The sequence below is a fragment of the Pseudoalteromonas sp. DL-6 genome (genome assembly GCF_004328665.1).
In the GTDB taxonomy this organism is placed as follows: Bacteria; Pseudomonadota; Gammaproteobacteria; order Enterobacterales; family Alteromonadaceae; genus Pseudoalteromonas.
Genome location: NZ_CP019770.1, coordinates 699,610 through 719,376 on the forward strand (window position 1 = coordinate 699,610; position 19,767 = coordinate 719,376).

The 19,767-nt window shown below is 40.0% G+C and carries 18 protein-coding genes and 2 tRNA genes; 13 read left to right on the forward strand and 7 right to left on the reverse strand.

The window, feature by feature from the left end; all coding sequences use genetic code 11:
- Positions 1 to 61: 61 nt before the first annotated feature.
- A complete protein-coding gene (locus B1F84_RS03245; RefSeq protein ID WP_004588463.1) occupies positions 62 to 301 on the reverse strand; it encodes a DUF2960 domain-containing protein in 240 nt (79 codons plus the stop codon).
- Between the two features lie 100 nt (positions 302 to 401).
- Between B1F84_RS03245 and B1F84_RS03250 the strand changes: the two genes are divergently transcribed.
- The 3 genes from B1F84_RS03250 to B1F84_RS03260 are packed head-to-tail and all read left to right on the forward strand — an operon-like array spanning position 402 to position 2,114.
- A complete protein-coding gene (locus B1F84_RS03250) occupies positions 402 to 653 on the forward strand; it encodes a hypothetical protein (RefSeq protein WP_008110382.1) in 252 nt (83 codons plus the stop codon).
- A 30-nt stretch (positions 654 to 683) separates the two neighbouring features.
- A complete protein-coding gene (gene pnuC, locus B1F84_RS03255) occupies positions 684 to 1,307 on the forward strand; it encodes a nicotinamide riboside transporter PnuC (protein WP_008110380.1) in 624 nt (207 codons plus the stop codon).
- A 3-nt stretch (positions 1,308 to 1,310) separates the two neighbouring features.
- Entirely contained in the window at positions 1,311 to 2,114 is an 804-nt protein-coding gene (locus B1F84_RS03260; protein WP_131690558.1) for a phosphotransferase, read from the forward strand.
- Here B1F84_RS03260 and B1F84_RS03265 read toward each other — a convergent pair.
- Entirely contained in the window at positions 2,111 to 2,293 is a 183-nt protein-coding gene (locus B1F84_RS03265; protein ID WP_008110377.1) for a hypothetical protein, read from the reverse strand. The two genes, B1F84_RS03260 and B1F84_RS03265, sit on opposite strands and share 4 nt — an antisense overlap.
- Positions 2,294 to 2,530: 237 nt before the next feature.
- Between B1F84_RS03265 and B1F84_RS03270 the strand changes: the two genes are divergently transcribed.
- Together B1F84_RS03270 and B1F84_RS03275 are read left to right on the forward strand one after the other, a co-directional pair.
- A tRNA-Arg gene (locus B1F84_RS03270) sits at positions 2,531 to 2,605 on the forward strand.
- A 263-nt stretch (positions 2,606 to 2,868) separates the two neighbouring features.
- Positions 2,869 to 4,086, forward strand: coding sequence for an HD-GYP domain-containing protein (locus B1F84_RS03275; protein ID WP_036984879.1), 1,218 nt, complete (start codon positions 2,869 to 2,871; stop codon positions 4,084 to 4,086).
- Here B1F84_RS03275 and B1F84_RS03280 read toward each other — a convergent pair.
- Positions 4,046 to 4,369, reverse strand: a complete 324-nt coding sequence (locus B1F84_RS03280; RefSeq protein ID WP_131690559.1) for a hypothetical protein — start codon at positions 4,367 to 4,369, stop codon at positions 4,046 to 4,048. The genes B1F84_RS03275 and B1F84_RS03280 overlap by 41 nt on opposite strands.
- 282 nt (positions 4,370 to 4,651) lie before the next feature.
- Here B1F84_RS03280 and B1F84_RS03285 point away from each other — a divergent pair, with 282 nt between their 5' ends.
- Positions 4,652 to 5,941, forward strand: a complete 1,290-nt coding sequence (locus tag B1F84_RS03285; protein ID WP_131690560.1) for an outer membrane protein transport protein — start codon at positions 4,652 to 4,654, stop codon at positions 5,939 to 5,941.
- 114 nt (positions 5,942 to 6,055) lie between these two features.
- Here B1F84_RS03285 and B1F84_RS03290 read toward each other — a convergent pair whose 3' ends face one another.
- The 3 genes from B1F84_RS03290 to pepA form a co-directional block, all read right to left on the reverse strand.
- The gene (locus tag B1F84_RS03290) at positions 6,056 to 8,908 is read right to left on the reverse strand and encodes a valine--tRNA ligase (RefSeq protein ID WP_131690561.1); all 2,853 of its coding nucleotides are present in this window, start codon (positions 8,906 to 8,908) and stop codon (positions 6,056 to 6,058) included.
- Positions 8,909 to 8,966: 58 nt separating this feature from the next.
- A complete protein-coding gene (locus B1F84_RS03295; protein ID WP_131690562.1) occupies positions 8,967 to 9,413 on the reverse strand; it encodes a DNA polymerase III subunit chi in 447 nt (148 codons plus the stop codon).
- Positions 9,414 to 9,585: 172 nt separating this feature from the next.
- Positions 9,586 to 11,097, reverse strand: a complete 1,512-nt coding sequence (pepA, locus tag B1F84_RS03300) for a leucyl aminopeptidase (protein ID WP_008112485.1) — start codon at positions 11,095 to 11,097, stop codon at positions 9,586 to 9,588.
- A gap of 307 nt (positions 11,098 to 11,404) precedes the next feature.
- Here pepA and lptF point away from each other — a divergent pair, with 307 nt between their 5' ends.
- Positions 11,405 to 12,517 carry an LPS export ABC transporter permease LptF gene (gene lptF / locus B1F84_RS03305; protein ID WP_131691900.1) on the forward strand — a complete coding sequence of 371 codons (1,113 nt, stop codon included), beginning with the start codon at positions 11,405 to 11,407 and terminating at the stop codon, positions 12,515 to 12,517.
- A complete protein-coding gene (gene lptG / locus B1F84_RS03310; protein ID WP_076919314.1) occupies positions 12,514 to 13,581 on the forward strand; it encodes an LPS export ABC transporter permease LptG in 1,068 nt (355 codons plus the stop codon). The genes lptF and lptG overlap by 4 nt, the downstream gene beginning before the upstream one ends.
- Positions 13,582 to 13,678: 97 nt before the next feature.
- On the opposite strand, the gene B1F84_RS03315 is transcribed toward lptG, so the two are convergent.
- Positions 13,679 to 14,179 (reverse strand): RDD family protein, encoded by a 501-nt coding sequence (locus tag B1F84_RS03315; protein ID WP_131690563.1) that lies wholly within the window; start codon positions 14,177 to 14,179, stop codon positions 13,679 to 13,681.
- 270 nt (positions 14,180 to 14,449) lie between these two features.
- Between B1F84_RS03315 and B1F84_RS03320 the strand changes: the two genes are divergently transcribed.
- The 5 genes from B1F84_RS03320 (at position 14,450) to B1F84_RS03340 (ending at position 19,766) form a co-directional block, all read left to right on the forward strand.
- Positions 14,450 to 14,534, forward strand: a tRNA-Leu gene (locus B1F84_RS03320).
- 530 nt (positions 14,535 to 15,064) lie between these two features.
- Entirely contained in the window at positions 15,065 to 16,054 is a 990-nt protein-coding gene (locus tag B1F84_RS03325; RefSeq protein ID WP_131690564.1) for a fatty acid desaturase, read from the forward strand.
- Positions 16,055 to 16,077: 23 nt separating this feature from the next.
- Positions 16,078 to 16,884, forward strand: a complete 807-nt coding sequence (locus tag B1F84_RS03330; protein WP_131690565.1) for a LuxR C-terminal-related transcriptional regulator — start codon at positions 16,078 to 16,080, stop codon at positions 16,882 to 16,884.
- A gap of 84 nt (positions 16,885 to 16,968) precedes the next feature.
- Complete coding sequence (tyrS, locus tag B1F84_RS03335; RefSeq protein WP_131690566.1) at positions 16,969 to 18,231, forward strand: tyrosine--tRNA ligase; 1,263 nt, start codon at positions 16,969 to 16,971, stop codon at positions 18,229 to 18,231.
- 395 nt (positions 18,232 to 18,626) lie between these two features.
- Complete coding sequence (locus B1F84_RS03340; RefSeq protein WP_076919317.1) at positions 18,627 to 19,766, forward strand: Na/Pi symporter; 1,140 nt, start codon at positions 18,627 to 18,629, stop codon at positions 19,764 to 19,766.
- Position 19,767: the final 1 nt, after the last annotated feature.

Below are 19,767 nucleotides of genomic sequence, written 5' to 3' on the forward strand. Positions count from 1 at the left end.
TAAAGATATGCGGTAAGTTTACATTGCTGACATGAACGTGATGTTAGCTTAATGAGTATGGCTACTCTTTTATAAAGTAAATATCGCTAAAGCCCATACGCGCAAATTCTTGGTCACGAAAGTTACGCACAGCTGATGACCCTTTAGAGGTCATTTCAATTTGGCGTACCATGTTTAAGTAGTTAGTTAAATCAATACCCTCAGCAGCCGCAATAGCCTGATACATATCGTGGTATTTATCTTTTGCGAAGTTAATCTCGCGCGGTTGATTTTTAAAAGTATAGGTAATTCTGCGTGCCATAATAAGCTCAGTTAAATTGAGTGTTAGTGTAATTTTACACTGTATTTAAGTTGCGTTGAATGATTAGTTGAAATCAAATAATTAAAAAGTTGAGTTTGAAATGAAATTATCAGTAGAGATCAGTAAATACCCGCTTCACCAAGATTATATTCCCTTTATTAAAGGCTTTATCGACAGAGTAAATGCCTATGAAGAGCTCAAAGTGATCACGAATACCATGTCGACTCAAATATTTGGTGATTATGACTTAGTAATGCAAGTGATCAGTACAGAGATTAAACATTCATACGAGCAATTTGGTAAAGCTATCTTTGTGTGTAAATTTATCTCGGGCGATTTATCTCCCGAATAACCTCCTAACAAATACGGTCGTTTTATAATGATGGATTTTATAACGCAAATACTTAGTGGTTTCACTGCCATGTCGCATTGGGAGTATATTGCGGTGGCTTTATCAATGGCGTATTTATTATTAGCCATAAAAGAGAATTTATGGTGCTGGCCTGCGGCTTTTTTTAGTACGCTTATTTATACCATTATGTATTGGAATGGCGCGTTGCTAATGGAGTCATTACTGAACTTTTATTATATGTACATGGCCGTGTTTGGTTGGGTTGTGTGGCGAAAAGGTAAAGCTAATCAAGCGCAACGGTTGATTACATCGTGGCCTGTGAACCGACATATCATTTTAATAGTATTAACCACCCTAGCGTCATTAGCGATTGGTTACGTGATGCAAAATTACACCCATGCAGATTTTGCCTACCTAGACAGTTTTACCACCTGCTTTGCAGTAGTCACTACTTATCTCGTGGCTAAAAAAGTACTCGAGAATTGGCTATATTGGATAGTGATTGATGCCGCATCAATGTATTTGTATTACGAAAAGGGTTATTACCCAACACTCGTGCTTTTTATATTCTATACTATTATGGCGGCGTGGGGGTTTAAAACGTGGTACGAAGAATATGAGCAAAGCCAAGCAAAACCAATGGCGCAACTCTAATTTATGAACCCGCATTCTCAGTTAGTTAATATTTGTAGTGCGTTTTTAGCACCTAGTATAATAACCTCAACAGAGTACTTGGTTAATGGTTTAAGTAACGATAACTTTTTAATACGTACTGACACTCAATCTTACTTATTAAAGTGTTATCAATCATATTGGCCAGAACTCGCGCTTCAAGCTCAGTGTGAACTCAGCAAACAGCAAGTTTGCCCTGCACCTATCTGGCTTGATAAACAAAATAAACGTGCGGCTTTTAATTATATAGAGGGAGAGGTTGCAGAGTCTTATTTAGCTATGCCGCTACTTGCTAAACTGGTTAAAGTACATGCACATACGACAGATACTCAAACGATGAATATCGCACTTGAATTGCAAGCCTATCGGCATTTAGTGGTGTTTAAAGAGTTTGATAAGCACATAGATAAAGTGCTAGAAAGCATTGCCAATATGCCCATAGAACACGGCTTTTGCCATAATGACTTAGTGAAAGAAAATATAGTCGTTAATCCGCAGGGCGTGTATTTAATCGACTTTGAATACGCTCAAAAAAATGATGTTTACTTTGATCTTGCTGCGTTAGCCGTTAGTTTTAACTTAGATAGTGCAACTAAGCATGCTTTGCTTAAAAGTTATCAAGCATATACGCCATCAGAGCAATTTTACTTATCTATGCACAAGCTTGAGTGCTACCAGATAGTTTATTTACTGTTATGCATTGGCTGGTATGAGCAACGCGCCATCAACAACAAGGTTGTTGTACTGCGCGCGCAATTAGATGAGCTTATAGCATCAGTGGGTAGTTAAAGCCCACCAAAGCGTTCTGCTAGCTCTTTGTATTTTGCTACTTCATCAGCGTCAAATTGCATTTCGCCATTATCATCTTCAGATTTAGCGATTAATAAGCTTTCTCGAGCAAGACGTTTAACACGCTCTGCCTTTACGCCTAAAAACTCAGCAACTTGTTCTGTTGACATTAACTTCATAATTACTTCCTCGTGTTTAATCTTTCCGTCCAGTGACAATAATAGATAATATGTGTCTAAAGCGTTACTGTTTTTTTATAGAATATAAATAAATAGCGCTTTTTTTACCTTTTGTTAAGTGAATAGTTTAAATTATAGACATGTAAACGAATCATGCTGGTATTTATATAAAGATGCCTTTATTATTGCGCATGCTAAAGCATTGATATCGCGAGTTGATGTGGCGGCAACAAATGTGCTCTCGTGGTGAAATGGATATCACGTGGCCCTCCGGAGGCTGAGTTGTAGGTTCGATCCCTACCGAGAGCGCCATTTGCGTTTTACTTCCCCCCTTGAAACGATAATAGCTATTTAGATTAGCTCACTATTTTATTCCCCGTTAAATAATGTTTGTAGCAATCTAATTTACACCGTTAGGCGTATACTCAGTGCCGTACTTATGGTTTATTATCAATAATTGTAAAGATTTTTAGTGTTAATAATTTATTATTACCCTAAACTCAAAAACTAGACTTTTATAGCTAAATAATGCTATTTAGAGTAAATATTCCTTAATTATAGAAACCCTCACATTTATGCTAGTTACCTTACCTATATCAGAACTTATCCCCGGCATGTACGTAAATAGCGTGACCAAGCAGCAGGAGAGTGTGGATGGTATAAAAATTAAAACCAGCGGTTTGGTTCGTGATAAATCTATAATTCAGCGTTTAATTACTGAAGGAGTGCTAGAGCTTCTTATTGATTTTACAAAAAGTGATGTGGCTGTACCGGCTAAATATAAAGTAAAAGAAAAACCACAAGCCGCTGCTACAAATCAAGACAAGCCCGCCAGTAAAAAACGAGTTGTCAGCTTGCAACAAGAGTTTGCCAAAGCCAGCGTTAGTTATGATGCCCACAACAGAAAACTACAGAATATTTTTGGTGATTTAACCTCAGGCTTGTCACTGAATACTGATGCACTTAATGAGATAAGTAATGAAATAGTCAGCTCAGTATTTCGCAATGAACATGCTATGACCATTTTAACTCGCATTAAAGATAAGCATAGTTATAACTGGCGTCATATGATCAACTGCACCATTTTTACAGCGGTATTCGCTAAATACTTAGGGTATAAACGCGAAGCCGTGCAGGAGCTTGCAATGGGTGCACTAATGCATGACCTAGGGCAAGCCAAATTACCCCAAGGAATATTCTCTAAACCTGGCAAAGTTACAGGTAACGAGATGACGGCAATAAAAAAGCATGTTGCACAAAGCTTAGGGTTATTAAAAGGTGCAAAAGGTATCACCACTTTAATGTTAGATATGATTGTAAACCATCATGAGCGTCTTGATGGTTCTGGTTATCCTCGAGGAGTTGATGAAAGCAAAATAAGTCGTCCTGCTCGAATTTTGGCGATTGTTGACGTGTACGATGCACTCACCGCAGACAGACCGCATCAAGAAGGGGATGAGCCTATAAATGCGCTACGTTATTTGTTGGCTAATAAACAGCTATTTGACGCAGAGTTAGTACAGCTATTTATAAAGTGCTTAGGTGTTCACCCGGTGGGTACTATTGTTAAGTTAACCAATGAACGGTTGGCCTTGGTACTAGAGGGGAATCATTCAAACCCAATCAAACCTAAAGTGAAGCTTTTTTATAACGCAAAACATAACCATCATGTTACCGCAAAAGATATTGATTTGAGCTTAAACAATAATGAAATAAAAATACAAGCAAGTGTCAAACCCGCTGATTATAAAATTAATTTGCCTCGACTTTTAAAAGAGCATTTACTGCTTTAGTTTTTTTGCATCGTCTTTTTCTGTTTGTTTTAGCAGAAATATATCCACCTAAAAAGCAACTTCCCATTAGCGTTATCCACAGTAACGTGCCTAATTCTACATGCAGTGCAAAGCAGCAAAAAACCAAAGCAATAACCGCCATGCTAATGGCCGCTAACCAATAGTGATTGACAGGATTGTCACATTTACCAGCTTGCGTACACGCGCAATAATTTGCTTTATAAAAGAAATAAACACTTAAACCACAAAAAATAAGCCCTGCAATAATAAGTAAAATGATCACTATTTTCTCCCTTGGTGATTCCATTGGTAGTGTAAATTGCAACGTAATCCAAGTCAATGCAAATGAGAATCAATGCTATTAGAGTATATACTCTAATAGCACACTTCTGCTCCGATGAGTTTTAAATAGTTGTTAAAATGTCGTTAAAAAACGTGTTTTTTAGCCTTTTTTAACGTTTTAGTAGAGTTTTTTATAAAAAATTAAGGTAGTGTACGCGGGTTTTAAATCCTAATAACAACACACATAGCTATCCAAACAGTGAGTTTGGCTAAGGACACAACAATGAAATTTACTAAAACTCTTATTGCGGCATCGCTGGCATTTGTTTCAGCTGATACCTTTGCAGCGGCTTTTCAGCTTGCTGAACAAAACGTATCTGGTTTAGGCCGCGCATACGCAGGTGAAGCGTCTGTAGCAGACGATGCGTCTGTGGTTTCTCGTAACCCAGCATTAATGACGTTGTTTAAAGAGAAGCAACTGAGTGTTGCAGCTATGGCTGTAATCCCTGATGTGAGCCTAACAGGCACAGGTAATGCCTACGGTTTAGATAACAGCGTATTAAATGATGACAGCATCGCACCAAGCGCGATTATTCCTGCGGGCTATTTCACTATGCCAGTAAACGATAAAGTATCGGTTGGTTTTGGTGCTTTTTCTAACTTTGGCCTAGCGACTGAGTTTAACGATGATTATGCAGCTGGCCAAATTGCTGGTGAAACTGAAATTGTTACTGTAAACATGAACGCAAGTGTTGCATATAAAGTATCAGAACAGTTCAGTTTTGGTATTGGTTTAAATGCAATTTACGCAGAAGCGAAGATTATCCGTAAGTTTGGTTTCGTACCTCCTGTAAACCCTGTTATTGCATCTATTCCTGCAAGTGCTGATGCGGTTAACCTTGAAGGTGATGATATGGGTTACGGCTTAAACGTTGGCTTAATGTATCAGCTAGATGAAAATAGCCGCTTTGGTTTTAATTACCGCACAGAAACAGACATTACTTTTGAAGGCGAGTACTTTACACAGCTTCCAGTATCACCACTTCAAAATCAAGTTTTACCAGGCTCTGTTGAAATCACATTGCCAGCAATTGCTGAGTTCTCTGGTTCTCACCAGTTAGATGAAAAGCTAGGCGTTCACTACAGCGTATTATGGACAGGTTGGAGCAGCTTTGATTCATTAGAAGCACAAGTAACAGCGCCTACAGGTGACAAGTTCAGCGCGTTTGAAAAAACAGAAGACTTCTCTGATGCACTTCGCTACTCAATTGGTACTGATTACCAGTACAGCGAAAACTTAATGCTTCGTGCTGGTTTTGCGTTTGATGAGTCGCCTGTATCACAGCAGCATTTATCAATTTCTATCCCTGATACAGACCGTTTTTGGTTTTCTTTCGGTGGTAACTATGCGATTGATCAAAACTCAAACGTTGATTTAGGTGTGAGTGTATTACGTGGTAAGACACAAAACTTTACTGAAAAAGTAGAAAGCGAAACACTACCGCAGCAATGGTCTTTTGAATCAAAAGGTCATGCAGTATTGTTAGGCGCACAGTACAACTACACATTCTAATTCTGCCTAGAGCCTAGACACAAAAAAGCCGCTTACTTCAAATGAAGTAAGCGGCTTTTTTATACTTATAAATTAACTGGTTACGAATGGCATAAGCCATTCGTACTGGTTTAATTATAAGCTTTCTATTTTAACTTTTTGCTCTAGTAGCTTAGTTTTAGCATCGGTAAATTCAGCTAGCTTAGCATTTTCTTTAGCGAGTACCGCTTCAGGTGCATTGTTAACAAACTTTTCGTTAGCCAGTTTGTTTTGCACTTGCGCTAGGCCTTTCTCTGCTTTTTCAAGTTGCTTGTTAATACGTGCAAGCTCAGCTTCGACATCAATTAAGCCCGCCATTGGGATCATAATTTCAAGGTTGCCAACATAAGAGGTTGCACACGCTGGGGCATCGTCTTTGTTTTCAAGCAGAGTAAATGCTTCAAGCTTAGCGAGTGATGCTAAAAACGATTCATTTTCGTTAATACGGCGCACATCGTCGCTCGATGCATTGGCTAGTAACACTGATAACGGCTTGCTTGGGCTGATATCCATTTCACCACGAATATTACGAATCGCTAAAATGAATTGCTTAACCCACTCTAAGTCATCCATCGCTTGTGAATCAACATTGGCTTGGTTATAAACAGGGAACCCTTGTACCATAATGCTAGTGCCTGTTGTTTCAAGCCCTGCAAGAGGTGCGACACGCTGCCAAATTGTTTCTGTAATATAAGGCATCATTGGGTGCATTAAACGCAGTAAGCTTTCAAGTACCGTAATAAGTGTATGGCGTGTACCGCGTTGCTGTGCTTCATTGCCTTTAAATAGTACCGGCTTAGTTAGTTCTAAGTACCAATCACAGAACTGATTCCAAGTGAATTCATACAGCGTGTTCGCCGCTAAGTCAAAACGGTAGTTATCAAGATGCTCGGTGTAGGTTTTAACCGTGGCTTCATATTGACCTAAAATCCAGCGATCAGCTAATGAGTACTGTTTTTCGCTATCGTTAAAGCCACAGTCTTGCTCTTCTGTGTTCATTAATACGTAACGGCTTGCGTTCCATAATTTGTTACAGAAGTTACGGTAACCTTCAAGGCGGTTCATATCCCAGTTGATATCACGACCGGTTGATGCCATTGCTGCTAAGGTAAAGCGTAGTGCGTCGGTACCGTGTGCTTCAATACCGTTTGCAAATACTTTGCGGGTATCTTTTTCAATTTTAGCGGCAAGTTTAGGCTGCATCATATTACCAGTACGCTTTTGTACTAAGTCTTCAAGGCCGATGCCGTCAATCATGTCTAGTGGGTCAAGTACGTTACCTTTTGACTTAGACATTTTATCGCCGTTATCGTCACGTATTAAGCCAGTTACATACACGGTTTTAAATGGAACTTGTGGTTTGCCGTTTTCATCTTTTATAAAGTGCAGCGTCATCATGATCATACGTGCAACCCAGAAGAAAATGATATCAAAACCGGTTACCAACACGTCAGATGGGTGGAAAGTTTTTAAGTCATCAGTATTTTCTGGCCAACCTTGGGTTGAGAACGTCCACAGTGCTGATGAGAACCAGGTATCAAGAACGTCTTCGTCTTGGCTTAGTGTTACGCTATCTGCAATATTATTATCGCGACGTACTTCAGCTTCATCACGACCAACGTATACGTTGCCTTCGCTGTCGTACCAAGCTGGAATACGGTGACCCCACCAAAGCTGGCGTGAAATACACCAATCTTGTACGTCATTCATCCACGAAAAGTACATGTTTTCGTATTGCTTAGGTACAAACTGAATGTCGCCGTTTTTAACTGCGTCTTTTGCAGGTTCAGCAAGTGGTGCAACACGCACATACCATTGGTCAGTAAGTAGTGGTTCAATTACCACACCAGAGCGATCTCCGTAAGGAACAGTTAGGCCATGGTCTTCAATTTTTTCAAGTAGGCCTAGCTCTTCAAATTCAGCAACAATCGCTTTACGTGCGTCAAAACGGTCAAGGCCATGTAACCGCTCAGGAATAGGCGCGTCAAATTCAAGTTCTTTGCCGTCAAAGGTGTAGGTTTCACCTTGAGTTAAAATCGCCGCGTCTTTATCGAAGATATTAATCATCGGCATCTGGTGGCGCTTGCCTACTTCGTTATCGTTAAAGTCGTGCGCAGGGGTTATTTTTACACAACCCGTCCCTTTGTCTTTATCGGCATGTTCATCGGCAACAATTTTAATACGACGATTAACGATTGGTAGTAAAATCTCTTTACCAATTAGGTCTTGGTAGCGCTCGTCATCGGGGTTTACGGCCACACCTGAGTCACCTAACATGGTTTCTGGGCGCGTAGTGGCTACAACAATGTAGTCTTTACCGTCTTGTGTTTTTACGCCATCAGCAAGTGGATAACGTAAGTTCCACATGTGGCCTTGTTTGTCTTTGTTTTCAACTTCAAGATCAGAAATCGCAGTGTGTAATTTTGGATCCCAGTTTACTAGGCGTTTACCACGGTAAATTAGGTTTTCTTTATGAAGGCGTACAAATACTTCTTTAACAGCTTCTGATAGGCCATCGTCCATAGTAAAACGTTCACGATCCCAATCAACAGAAGCACCAAGACGACGAAGTTGTTTAGTGATTGTGCCACCAGACTCGTTTTTCCATTCCCAAATTTTATCGATGAAAGCTTCACGGCCTAAATCGTGGCGTGTTTTACCTTCTTCTGCCGCAAGCTTTCGCTCTACTAGCATTTGCGTGGCAATACCTGCGTGGTCAGTACCTACTTGCCATAATGTATTGTTACCTTGCATACGTTTAAAGCGCGTTAAGGTATCCATGATGGTATCTTGAAAAGCGTGGCCCATGTGTAAGCTACCCGTGACATTTGGCGGCGGGATCATAATTGAATATGGGGTGCCTTGGCCAGATGGCTTAAAGTAGCCTTTTTGTTCCCAGTCTTGATAGAGAGACTGTTCAATATCTTGCGGATTGTAGGTTTTATCCATTACACAGAACCTTAAATAAGTACTTAAATGAGTTAGTTAGCTTTGTACGCAGTGAGCGTTAGCGATTAATATCTTGCGTGGTGATATTGGCACCGATTTGGCGTAGTTTTTTAAAACGCTCGCGAGCGGCTTGTTTGGCTACGGGCTCTACGGGTACAAAATCAAAAACTTGGTTAAACCGACGAATAAAATCCGGTAAGTGATTGGCCAAGTTAATTAATACTTTACGATTACCAACGGGTGGTGTTGTGCCAATTTCTACAGGTGCGCCGCCCTTAGGGCCTTCACCTTGTAAATTATGGGGCACAAAACTGTCGGCATCAAATGTCCAAATCGTTTCGTCAATGCTGTTGGCGGTTGCTTCGCTATCTACAAAAATAAATACGCGTTGACCAAGCCGATACTGTTGCCCAGCTATTTGAGCTGCTAAAGCAAAGTGATCATCGGCTTTAGCTAATGATTCATCTTGTTGCTTTAAAATGAAAAACTGGGCATTCATGTTCATTGTATCGGGATTTCCCATGACATTGATTGTGCTGTTATTAAATACACACAAATTAAGAAGGGGATTTTGCCATATAACGGGGTTTGCTTCAATTAATACCCAATAAATAAGGCGCTTTAAAAGCGCCTTATTTTATACTCTATATTGGGCTGTAAAGCCTTTTACAGGTTTGTTAGTCTTGTGTTGCTTCGCTAATGCCAGCTCGGTTTAATAAATATTGCGTTAGCATAGGAACAGGGCGACCCGTGGCACCTTTTTTAGCACCACTGCGCCATGCTGTGCCGGCAATATCTAAATGAGCCCAGTTATACTTTTTAGTAAATTTAGATAAGAAGCAGGCCGCGGTAATAGTACCTGCAGCACGGCCACCTAAGTTAGTAAAGTCGGCAAACGGACTCTCAAGTTGATCTTGATAATCATCCCATAATGGCAGTTGCCATGCACGGTCGCCGCTTTGCTCAGACGCTTTTAATAAATCATGCGCTAGTGGATTATGATTAGCTAATAACCCCGTAGCATGGGCACCTAAGGCAACAATACACGCACCGGTTAATGTTGCAACATCAATGACGGTTTCAGGTTCAAAACGCTCTACATAGGTCAGCGCGTCACATAACACTAAACGGCCTTCGGCATCGGTGTTAAGTACTTCAACCGTTTGCCCTGACATAGTGGTTAAAATATCACCTGGGCGATAGGCATTTGAGCTTGGCATGTTTTCACAGCCGGCTAAAACGCCAATTACGTTTATAGGTAGCTGCATTTGTGCAAGCGAGCGCATAGCACCAATAACACCAGCTGCGCCCCCCATGTCGTATTTCATTTCATCCATGCCTTCGCCTGGTTTTAATGAAATACCGCCTGAGTCAAAGGTTAAGCCTTTACCAACTAACACGATAGGCGCTTGGTCATCGCCTGCGCCTTTGTAATTAATTATAGACATAACCGATTCGTTATCACTACCACGACCAACTGCTAGGTATGAGTTCATACCTAGTTCTGCCATTTTATCTTCGCCAATCAGCTCAACAGTGATGTTGTCAAAATTAGTCTCAAGTTCTTTGGCTTGCTCGCCAAGGTATGCTGGGTTACAAATATTAGGCGGCATATTGGCAACGTCTTTACACAGCTTACTGCCTGCTGCAATCGCTAAGCCATGCTCAATGGCACTTTCGCCTATAGTCAGTTCACGGCGAGTAGGGACGTTAAATACCATTTTACGCAGTGGGCGACGTGGGTCTACTTTCTTACTTTTTAGCTGATTAAAAGTGTATAAACAGTCTTGGGTTGTTTCCACCGCTTGACGTACTTTCCAATAGGTATCACGGCCTTTAACATGTTGCTCAGTTAAAAAGCATACCGCTTCCATCGAGCCTGTTTCGTTTAAGGTATTGATGGTTTTAGAAATAATTTGTTTATATTGTTTATCGTCTAGTTCGCGTTCTTTACCGCAGCCAACGAGTAAAATACGTTCGCTTAAAATATTAGGTACATGGTGTAATAGTAATACTTGACCTGGCTTACCTTCTAAGTCGCCACGGCGTAATAAATTTGAGATATAACCATCGCTGATTTTATCAAGTTGTTCACCAATGGGGGATAACCTGCGTGGTTCGTATACACCAACAACAATACATGCACTGCGTTGTTTTTCTGGGCTACCACTTTTTACGTTGAATTCCATTGTCACTCCTGATTTTGAGTCATCTATAGAAGCTAAGTTGGGACTAAAAATGTGTTTTCTAGTCTTTTTACCTAAATTTTTAGGTCTAGCGCTAATATTAGTAGATTTTACTCGACTCTTACTGTGTATTTGAACTTTATATGCTTAAGGGTTACTAATGCAACATTATATCGTGATGTTAGGTAGGATAATTAATATTGATGGCTTATAATATGTGCTTAATACTCATTTAAAATGAGTGAATTAACTAGTTCACTCATTGTTTTTTATTACTATATTGAAATTCCATGTTTAACAGGGGCGAATGTTGCTAATTTTCCGTTATTTGACCACTGAGGTTTTAAAATCGCAGGTCGCCGTATTTTTAACTTTAATGACCATATTTTTGTCGCAAAAGTTTGTTGTTATTCTTGGTGATGCCTCAGAGGGGAGTATCCCTGCTAAACTCGTGTTTGCCATGATTGCGCTTAAGTTGCCGCAGTTAGCATCGTTAATTTTGCCACTGAGTTTATTTTTAGGAATTATTTTAGCTTATAGCCGTATTTACGCTGACAGTGAAATGACAGTACTTAAAGCCTGTGGCGTGAGTGAGTGGTATGTAGTGCGTATTACGCTAATCTCAAGTGTCATCTTAGCGTTACTGGCTGCCGTACTTACTTTATACATTGCACCGTGGGCAAGCGAGCAAGAATACCAACTTAAAGAACAAGCCAAGGCTGATGCTGGTTTATCGGCGCTTAGAGCGGGGCGTTTTCAACAAACCGGTAACGAAAAAGCCGTGGTGTTTATTCATAATATTGAAAATGGCGGCAAAGAGCTCAACAAAGTTTTTGTGGCACAACTACCCGATAGTGAAAAAAGTGACCTAGCGCGTTTAGTTTATGCAGAGCAGGGCGTTGTTATTGAAGCGCAAAATGGTGAGCAGCAGTTAGTGCTCACTGATGGTAAGCGCTATGAAACTGACGGCGAAGCGCCTTCACTTAACTTAACTGAGTTTGATGGTTACAGCGTACAAATTCGCGAGCAAGAAATAGAACATCAACGTCGTAAGTTAGAAGCCGTGCCAACTCGTGAGTTAATGTCCATTAACACTCCAGAAGCAATTGCACAGTGGCAATGGCGTTTAGCTATTCCGTTATCTATTCCATTATTAACTTTACTAGCAGTACCCCTGAGCGTTGTTAATCCACGCCAAGGTAAATTTGCTAAATTAGTGCCTGCTTTGAGCTTATATTTAGGGTATTTCATTTTACTCAACGCGGCTAAGTTTGCGGTAGAAGATGGGAAAATTCCGCCCTCTATTGGCCTATGGTGGATTCACCTAAGTGCATTATTTATAGGTAGTTTATTAATTATTAAAGGCCGCCCATTAGGTGTTTGGCTGAAGGCTGTCGTGACTAAACGGGAGCAACACGTATGATGAAAACGCTTGATTGGTATTTAGGCCGTAGCATTATGCAAACGACTGGATTTGCACTAATGGTGTTGGTGGGGATCAGTACTTTAATAAAATTTATAGAGCAACTTAAATCGGTTGGCCGTGGTAGTTACGATATTATGACCGCCTTGCTATATACCATTTATAGTATGCCCGGCGATTTAGTGGTGTTTTTCCCTATGGCAGCACTTATTGGTGGCTTAACTGGGTTAGGCGCTTTAGCTTCTAATAGTGAGTTGGTAGTAATGCAAGCCGCGGGTATGTCGCGTTTACAAATTATTGGCTCGGTAATGAAAACCGCTATTTTTATGGCCCTGTGCGTAATGGCATTAGGGGAGTGGGGTGCGCCCGCCGCTCAGTTGCATGCTAAGGAAATGCGTAACCAAGCCATTCATGGCGGGGATGTATTTAATGCGCAAAAAGGTGTGTGGGCAAAAGATGGCAGTAACTTTATTAATATTGAAGATGTTGACCAAAATGGCATGCTGCGCGGCGTTAATATGTATCACTTTGATAAATCGTTACTACTTACACAAATCACTAAAGCAAAAGAAGCTGTAGGGCGTGATAATGGCTGGCTACTGCGCGATGTGAACAAAGTCATGATCAGTGAAGAGCTAATTACCACGGAACAAGTTTCTGAAGAGTTTTACCCGTCGCAGCTTACCGCTGAAAAACTCGGTGTGGTTTCAGTAAAACCAGAGTCACTGTCGTTTTCAGGATTGTGGTCATATTTAGCTTATTTACAGCAAAATGAGCAAGATACAAGTACCTATGATTTAGCATTATGGCGTAAATTAATGCAGCCTGTGTCTATTGCCGTGATGTTGTTAGTTGCCTTGTCGTTTATATTTGGTCCGCTACGAACCGTAACTATGGGGGCACGAATTATCATGGGAGTGGTAACGGGGATAGTGTTTCACTTAACTAATGAGATATTTGGCCCTGTGGTAATGGTATATCAAATCCCAGCCATTGTAGGCGCCGTTCTACCGAGCATTTTATTTACTGGGTTTGCAGCTTATTTGATGAATAAGCGGGTGTAGCTAGACTTAAAGCTTAAATAAAAAACGCGGCCTTTTTTAAAAGTGCCGCGTTTTTTATGCTTTAGCTTGAGGTTATACCAATTCACTAGATTAAGTATTAATCTAGTTCGCGATACACGCGTTTATTTTCTTCTTTGGTGAGCGTAACTACTTCGGTTTTTGATAAGTAATCTTGCAGTGCTTTTTTATTTTTAAAGTCGACTAGTACCACTAAATTACCTAAACCAAGTAATGCGCTGATACTGCGGATAATAGCTTGTGGCCAGCTAATTAAACTTCCTTGGCTGGTTTGTACTTTTAAGCGCCATGCGCGCATACCAATTGTTTGCCCGCTTTTTGTCCAAAAATAACCAAAAAACACCAAACCAACAAGTACCAACAGCGAGCTACGAATTCCCGAAAGTAATAGTGAACCCTGAATACGTGCAGATACATCTTCAGCACCATTAAGGGCAATAACATCAAGGGAAATAAGCCCTTGGATAGCAAATAAATACAATACCACCGTTAGCATCGCAAAAGCGATTATAGCTAATGTATCGTAAACTAACGACGCAAAACGGCGCCAAAAGCCAGCACGTGGAAACTCACCCGACATAAAAATACTCTCACTGTTAATGTGTGGCTAGTTTAGCAAAAAAGCCGTTAAATACTACCTATTACGCTAGGTGCTTAACCAGCTATTGGTTCAAATGTTAATGGTTGCCTAAATGTTAAGCGGTTGATCATACTTAATACATAAAACGCTTGCCGCTTTGCTCATTGTTTGTATAATGCTAGGCAATGAGATGGAAGAGGGTACATAATCTTTCACTCTTAAGTGGTTTTTCTTTATCTTCTCGTGTTTAGAAGGTTAAAGAAAAATGATGCCAGCGTGATGAAATTGGTATACATGGGGGATTCAAAATCCCCTGCCGAAAGGCGTGCCGGTTCAAGTCCGGCCGCTGGTACCACTTTTTATAGCCCCGACCAAATTGGTTGGGGTTTTTTTATGCCTTAAATTTGAGTTGCCGGACTTGAGCGGCAAGTGAGGTGCCGCTGTTATAAGTAAAAGTCCGGCCGCTGGGTGAGAGTGAACCGAAACGTAGTTTCGCAGTGACTCGAAGTGAGTTCATGGATGAACGATGGATGCAGCTTCAAGGATGAATTATATACTCAGCTATATAGATTATAGCCCCGACCAAATTGGTTGGGGTTTTTTTATGCCTAAGATTTGAGTGTGCGGGTTTTAATTACAAAAAATGTGTCCAACGTTGCTACTTTTATAAGCTGTAGGTTTTGATCTAAACTCGGCCTGTGAACGTTTTAGTTTATTTAACCTGAACTCTGGCATGAGGTAGGTTTATTATCCAGAGCACAGGTTATATAGTAAACACGGGCTCGACTTTAATCGTATTTTTCATTGATACGGGTGCGCTAAGTTGTGCAATGTGTTTTGACTCGGGTATTATATACCTCAACCTCTTGTTGCGAATAAAACATCATGACTCAACTAACCGCAAAACAGAATATTCAAGCCATTGTAAAAGCGATTAAGGCTGAAGAAGCATTACTGCGTAAAAAACACCCGCTATTAATGCATCAAAATACCTTAGGGATGACTATTTTACTACTCTCTTTAAGTGCGTTAATCGGTGTTGGCGCGTTGTATTACTTTGCTATCATCCCCGCGTGGCTGTGTATTATTTTAGCGGCGATTGCTACCTCAATTTCCCATGAGCTTGAGCATGACTTAATCCACAAACAGTACTTTAGCAACCAACCATTTTTGCATAATTTTATGATGTTAACCGTGTGGCTGATGCGTCCTAATACCATAAGCCCATGGTACCGTCGCAAGATGCATTTACATCATCACAAAACGTCGGGTACTGAGCAAGATTTAGAAGAGCGTTTGGTAGGTAATGGTATTAAAAATCCGTTTTTACGTGCCTTGGTAATTGTTGATGGATTACTCGGTTTATTAATTAATGCAAAACGTTTTAGTAAAGAAATTAATGGGTTTAGCTTCTTTAAAGTGTTTAATGCAGGTTTTCCCATTACTACTGCGTATTTCGCCATTTTATATAGCGTAATTGTGTTTCACTTAGTTAATTTGTTCACTCCACTGGCTGCTAATTCACCTGTATTGCTGCTTGATGCAATGAATGTGTTTGAATTTCTAATGGTGGTGCTGATTGTGCCTAATATTGTGCGTTCGAGCTCACTTAATTTTGTTACTTCAAGTATGCATTATTACGGCGGTGTTAATAATATGCTTGAACAAACTCACGTCATCACCAGCCGTTTGTTTATGCCATTTAATTTATTTTGCTTTAACTTTGGGCATACTCATACTATTCATCATTTTGTGCCGAATCAGCCGTTTTATTTACGACAAATGATCAGTAAAAAAATCCTTGAAGTGATGCGCCAACACGGCGTGCGTTTTAATGATTTTGCTAGTATTAAGCAGGCAAACTTGTATCAGTAACACTCAATGAAAATGGCATCATAATGCAGTCGGACTCGCAGCGGCAATTAACTCAGCAGGATGCGTTAGCGCAATGCGTACAGGCCATAAAGGGGGCCGGCTTTGCGCAAAAGCTGGTTAATTATATTACCCTTATTGTTGAGTTTGACTGTGCGGTTGTATTGGCTTGTAGAGCAAATAAGCACCCAATTTATTTATTTGATTCTATTGAAAAACAACGTGAACTTTTATTTCAGCGCTACCTTACTAACTCGTTCGTAAACGATCCTTTTTATACTGAACTGGTTAATAAAGCTGAGGAAGGAGTATTTAGGCTCGCTGATATAGCTAGTTATCAAGATGAACTGACCTTTAAAGTGTATCAACAGCAGTTCTATACTCACACTGGTTGGACTGATGAGCTAAGCATTTGTACTAATATAGGTAACGGTCGCTCGATTGTTATCTGCCTTGGTTTATTATCCAAAGGCCAACGTTTTAGTGCGTTGCAAAAGCAGCAATTAATAGCACATTTTAATTTAATTAAAGCACTGTGTAGCCAACATTGGGGCAGCCAGAAATTACTATTAAATCAATTTAATAGTACAGCGACTGGACAGCTGATGGAAAATGCACTCACATCATTTGCTAATCAACAACTCACTCAGCGAGAGCATCAGGTTGCTTGTTTAATTGTACAAGGTTGCGACTCCGCAGATATTGCTGCTCAGCTTGGGATCACCCTAGGTACAGTTAAAAACCATCGCAAACGTATATATTCGCAGTTAAACGTTGCTTCACTAAGTGAATTTTTTCGACTGTTTTTAAACCATTTAATGCGCACAGAATAAAATGCGTTTATGTCCCTTTAGGGATATAGTGCCCATCGCTGAGTTTAATTAGTATTTTTCTTATAGATAATTTTGAGAAATACGATGACAGCACATTTACTTAATGACATTACGCAGCGTGGTTTAGTCTCTCAAGTGAGTAATATTGAGCAATTAACCCAGAAGCTTAAAACCCCACAGGTGGTTTACTGTGGCTTTGATCCCACCGCAGGTAGCTTACACATAGGGCACTTAGTACCACTAATAATGCTAAAGCGTTTTATGGATGCGGGGCATCAAGGTGTGGCATTAATTGGGGGAGCAACAGGGCTGATTGGTGACCCGAGTTTTAAAGCCACTGAGCGCAGCCTAAATACCAAACAAACGGTGTCACAATGGGTGACTGCGCTTGCAAACCAAGTTGAAAATGTACTTGGTCCGCATTTAAACCAGCCACTGCAAATAAAAAATAACGCTGACTGGTTTAGTCGTATTGATGTATTGGATTTTTTTCGTGATGTAGGTAAACACTTTTCAATTAATACCATGATCAACCGCGAGTCAGTAAAGCAACGATTGCAACGTCCAGAGCAAGGGTTGTCGTTTACTGAATTTAGTTACTCCTTATTGCAGTCGTATGACTTTGCTAAGCTCAATAGTGAGCTAAATTGTACTTTGCAGATAGGCGGTAACGATCAGTGGGGGAATATTGTCAGTGGAATTGATTTAACCCGCCGTTTAAACCAGCAAACAGTGTTTGGTTTAACGTTGCCACTTATTACTAAGTCAGACGGTACAAAATTTGGAAAAACCGAGGGCGGTGCTATTTGGCTCGACCCTAAAAAAACCTCACCGTATCGCTTTTATCAGTTTTGGTTAAATTGTGATGATGCTGATGTATATAATTTTTTGCGTTTTTATACTTTTTTATCAGTTAAAGAAATTGAGACCATAGAAGCAAACGATAAGATAAGCGGCCAAAAGCCTCAAGCACAGCGCATTTTAGCTGAGCAATTAACTCGTTTTGTTCATGCTGAAGAAGGCTTAGCAAGTGCGCAGCGTATCACTGAGTTGTTATTTAATGGACAAGTACAAACCTTAAATTTAAATGACTTAGCACAATTAGAGCAAGACGGCTTACCAGTAATAACGCTTACTGAAATTAATATAACCACCTCCGCGCTATTGGTTCTAAGCGGTTTAGCAAGCTCTAAGCGCGCAGCAAAAGAGCTGATAGCTGCAAACGCAGTAAAAATTAATGGTGAAACAATTTCGGCTGATCATAGTCAGTTAAATTTGGCATTGCATCAACGTTTTTGGTTAATACAGCGAGGTAAAAAACAATTTAGGTTAATTAAACTCAATTGAATTTCCCTCTAATGGTGATTTTTTATGTGGTTTTAGGGGGTGTTCTTAATCCAAACTACTTAAGTTTTTAAAAGTCTTCATTGTTTTTTCTCATTACAATAACGGTAATTAATAATTTAATTGCCGTTATTAATGTGTTTTGTAGGCATTTGTAAATCACTGTGAAATGCTAAGTTAAAAGTAACTTTTTTAAGTGGCTGATAATAAAGTAACTTTGCTATCTGTTTTTAATAGCGCTGTGCGCACGAGTTGTTTCTTTGTATTAATCTCTTTACTCACTCAAGCACGTTAATCAAATTGAAATATTTCTGTAATATTTAGGTGTTCTAATGCGCTCTGAAACAAAAACGTCATCAAAATGCCATAATCGGCAAGACAAAAATTGAGATTTAAACATGAGTGAATCAAAGCGCAATACGCTATTAATAAAAACGCTTAACTGGGCTGCTATCGCCTTTTTAGTTTATTTAGTCCTAGTAGCCGTTGGTACTGTCAGTGGTGGTTTTAAATTAGCGTCGGGCGGTACTGAGGGAGCAAAAGAAATTTTTGCATTCGCAACCAACCCGTTTATTGCATTATTATTAGGTGCTTTGGCAACGGCTTTAGTGCAATCGTCATCAACGGTTACCTCAGTAATAGTGGGCCTTGTTGCTGGCGGTTTACCGTTAAGTATTGCTATTCCAATGGTGATGGGTGCAAATATTGGTACTACTATTACTAACACCTTAGTGTCTATTGGTCATATTCGCTCTAAAGAAGAGTTTCAACGTGCGTTTGCAGCATCAACGGTTCATGATTTCTTTAATTTATTTGCCGTTATTATATTTTTACCACTTGAGATAATGTTTGGTTTACTGCAAAAAATGTCTGCTGCGCTGTCGCACCTATTTATTGGTGATGCTGATTTATCATTAAAGAGCTACAACTTTATTAAACCACTTGTTAAACCAGCTGTGGGTGTAATAAAAGACGCATTTAGCTTCCTAGACACAAAAATGCTAGGTGCAGCGATGGTTATAGCAGGTATTTGTTTGATTTTATTTGCCGTAACTACACTAGGTAAACTACTTAAAAAAGCGTTAGTTGGCACTGCAAAAGATATACTGCATGGTGCAATTGGGCGCGGGCCTATCGCAGGTATCACATCAGGTGCGGCGGTAACTGTTATGGTTCAGTCGTCATCTACTACAACGAGTTTAATGATCCCACTTGCGGGAAGTGGTGTGTTTACTACACGTCAAATCTATCCATTTACGCTAGGCGCTAATATTGGTACAACCATTACTGCTCTATTAGCTGCCACATCAATTACAGGGCCTATGGCTGAAGTGGCGCTAACGATTGCGTTAGTACACGTTATGTTTAATGTATTTGCGGTTGCACTAATTTACGGAATTCCTGTACTACGTGAAATACCGATTAAGTTGGCTGAAAAGTTAGCCGAAATTGGTACAAATAATAAATCGGCTGCATTAGGCTATGTGTTAGGGTCGTTCTTTGTGGTGCCAGGTTTAATTGTACTGGCCGTTAGATAAA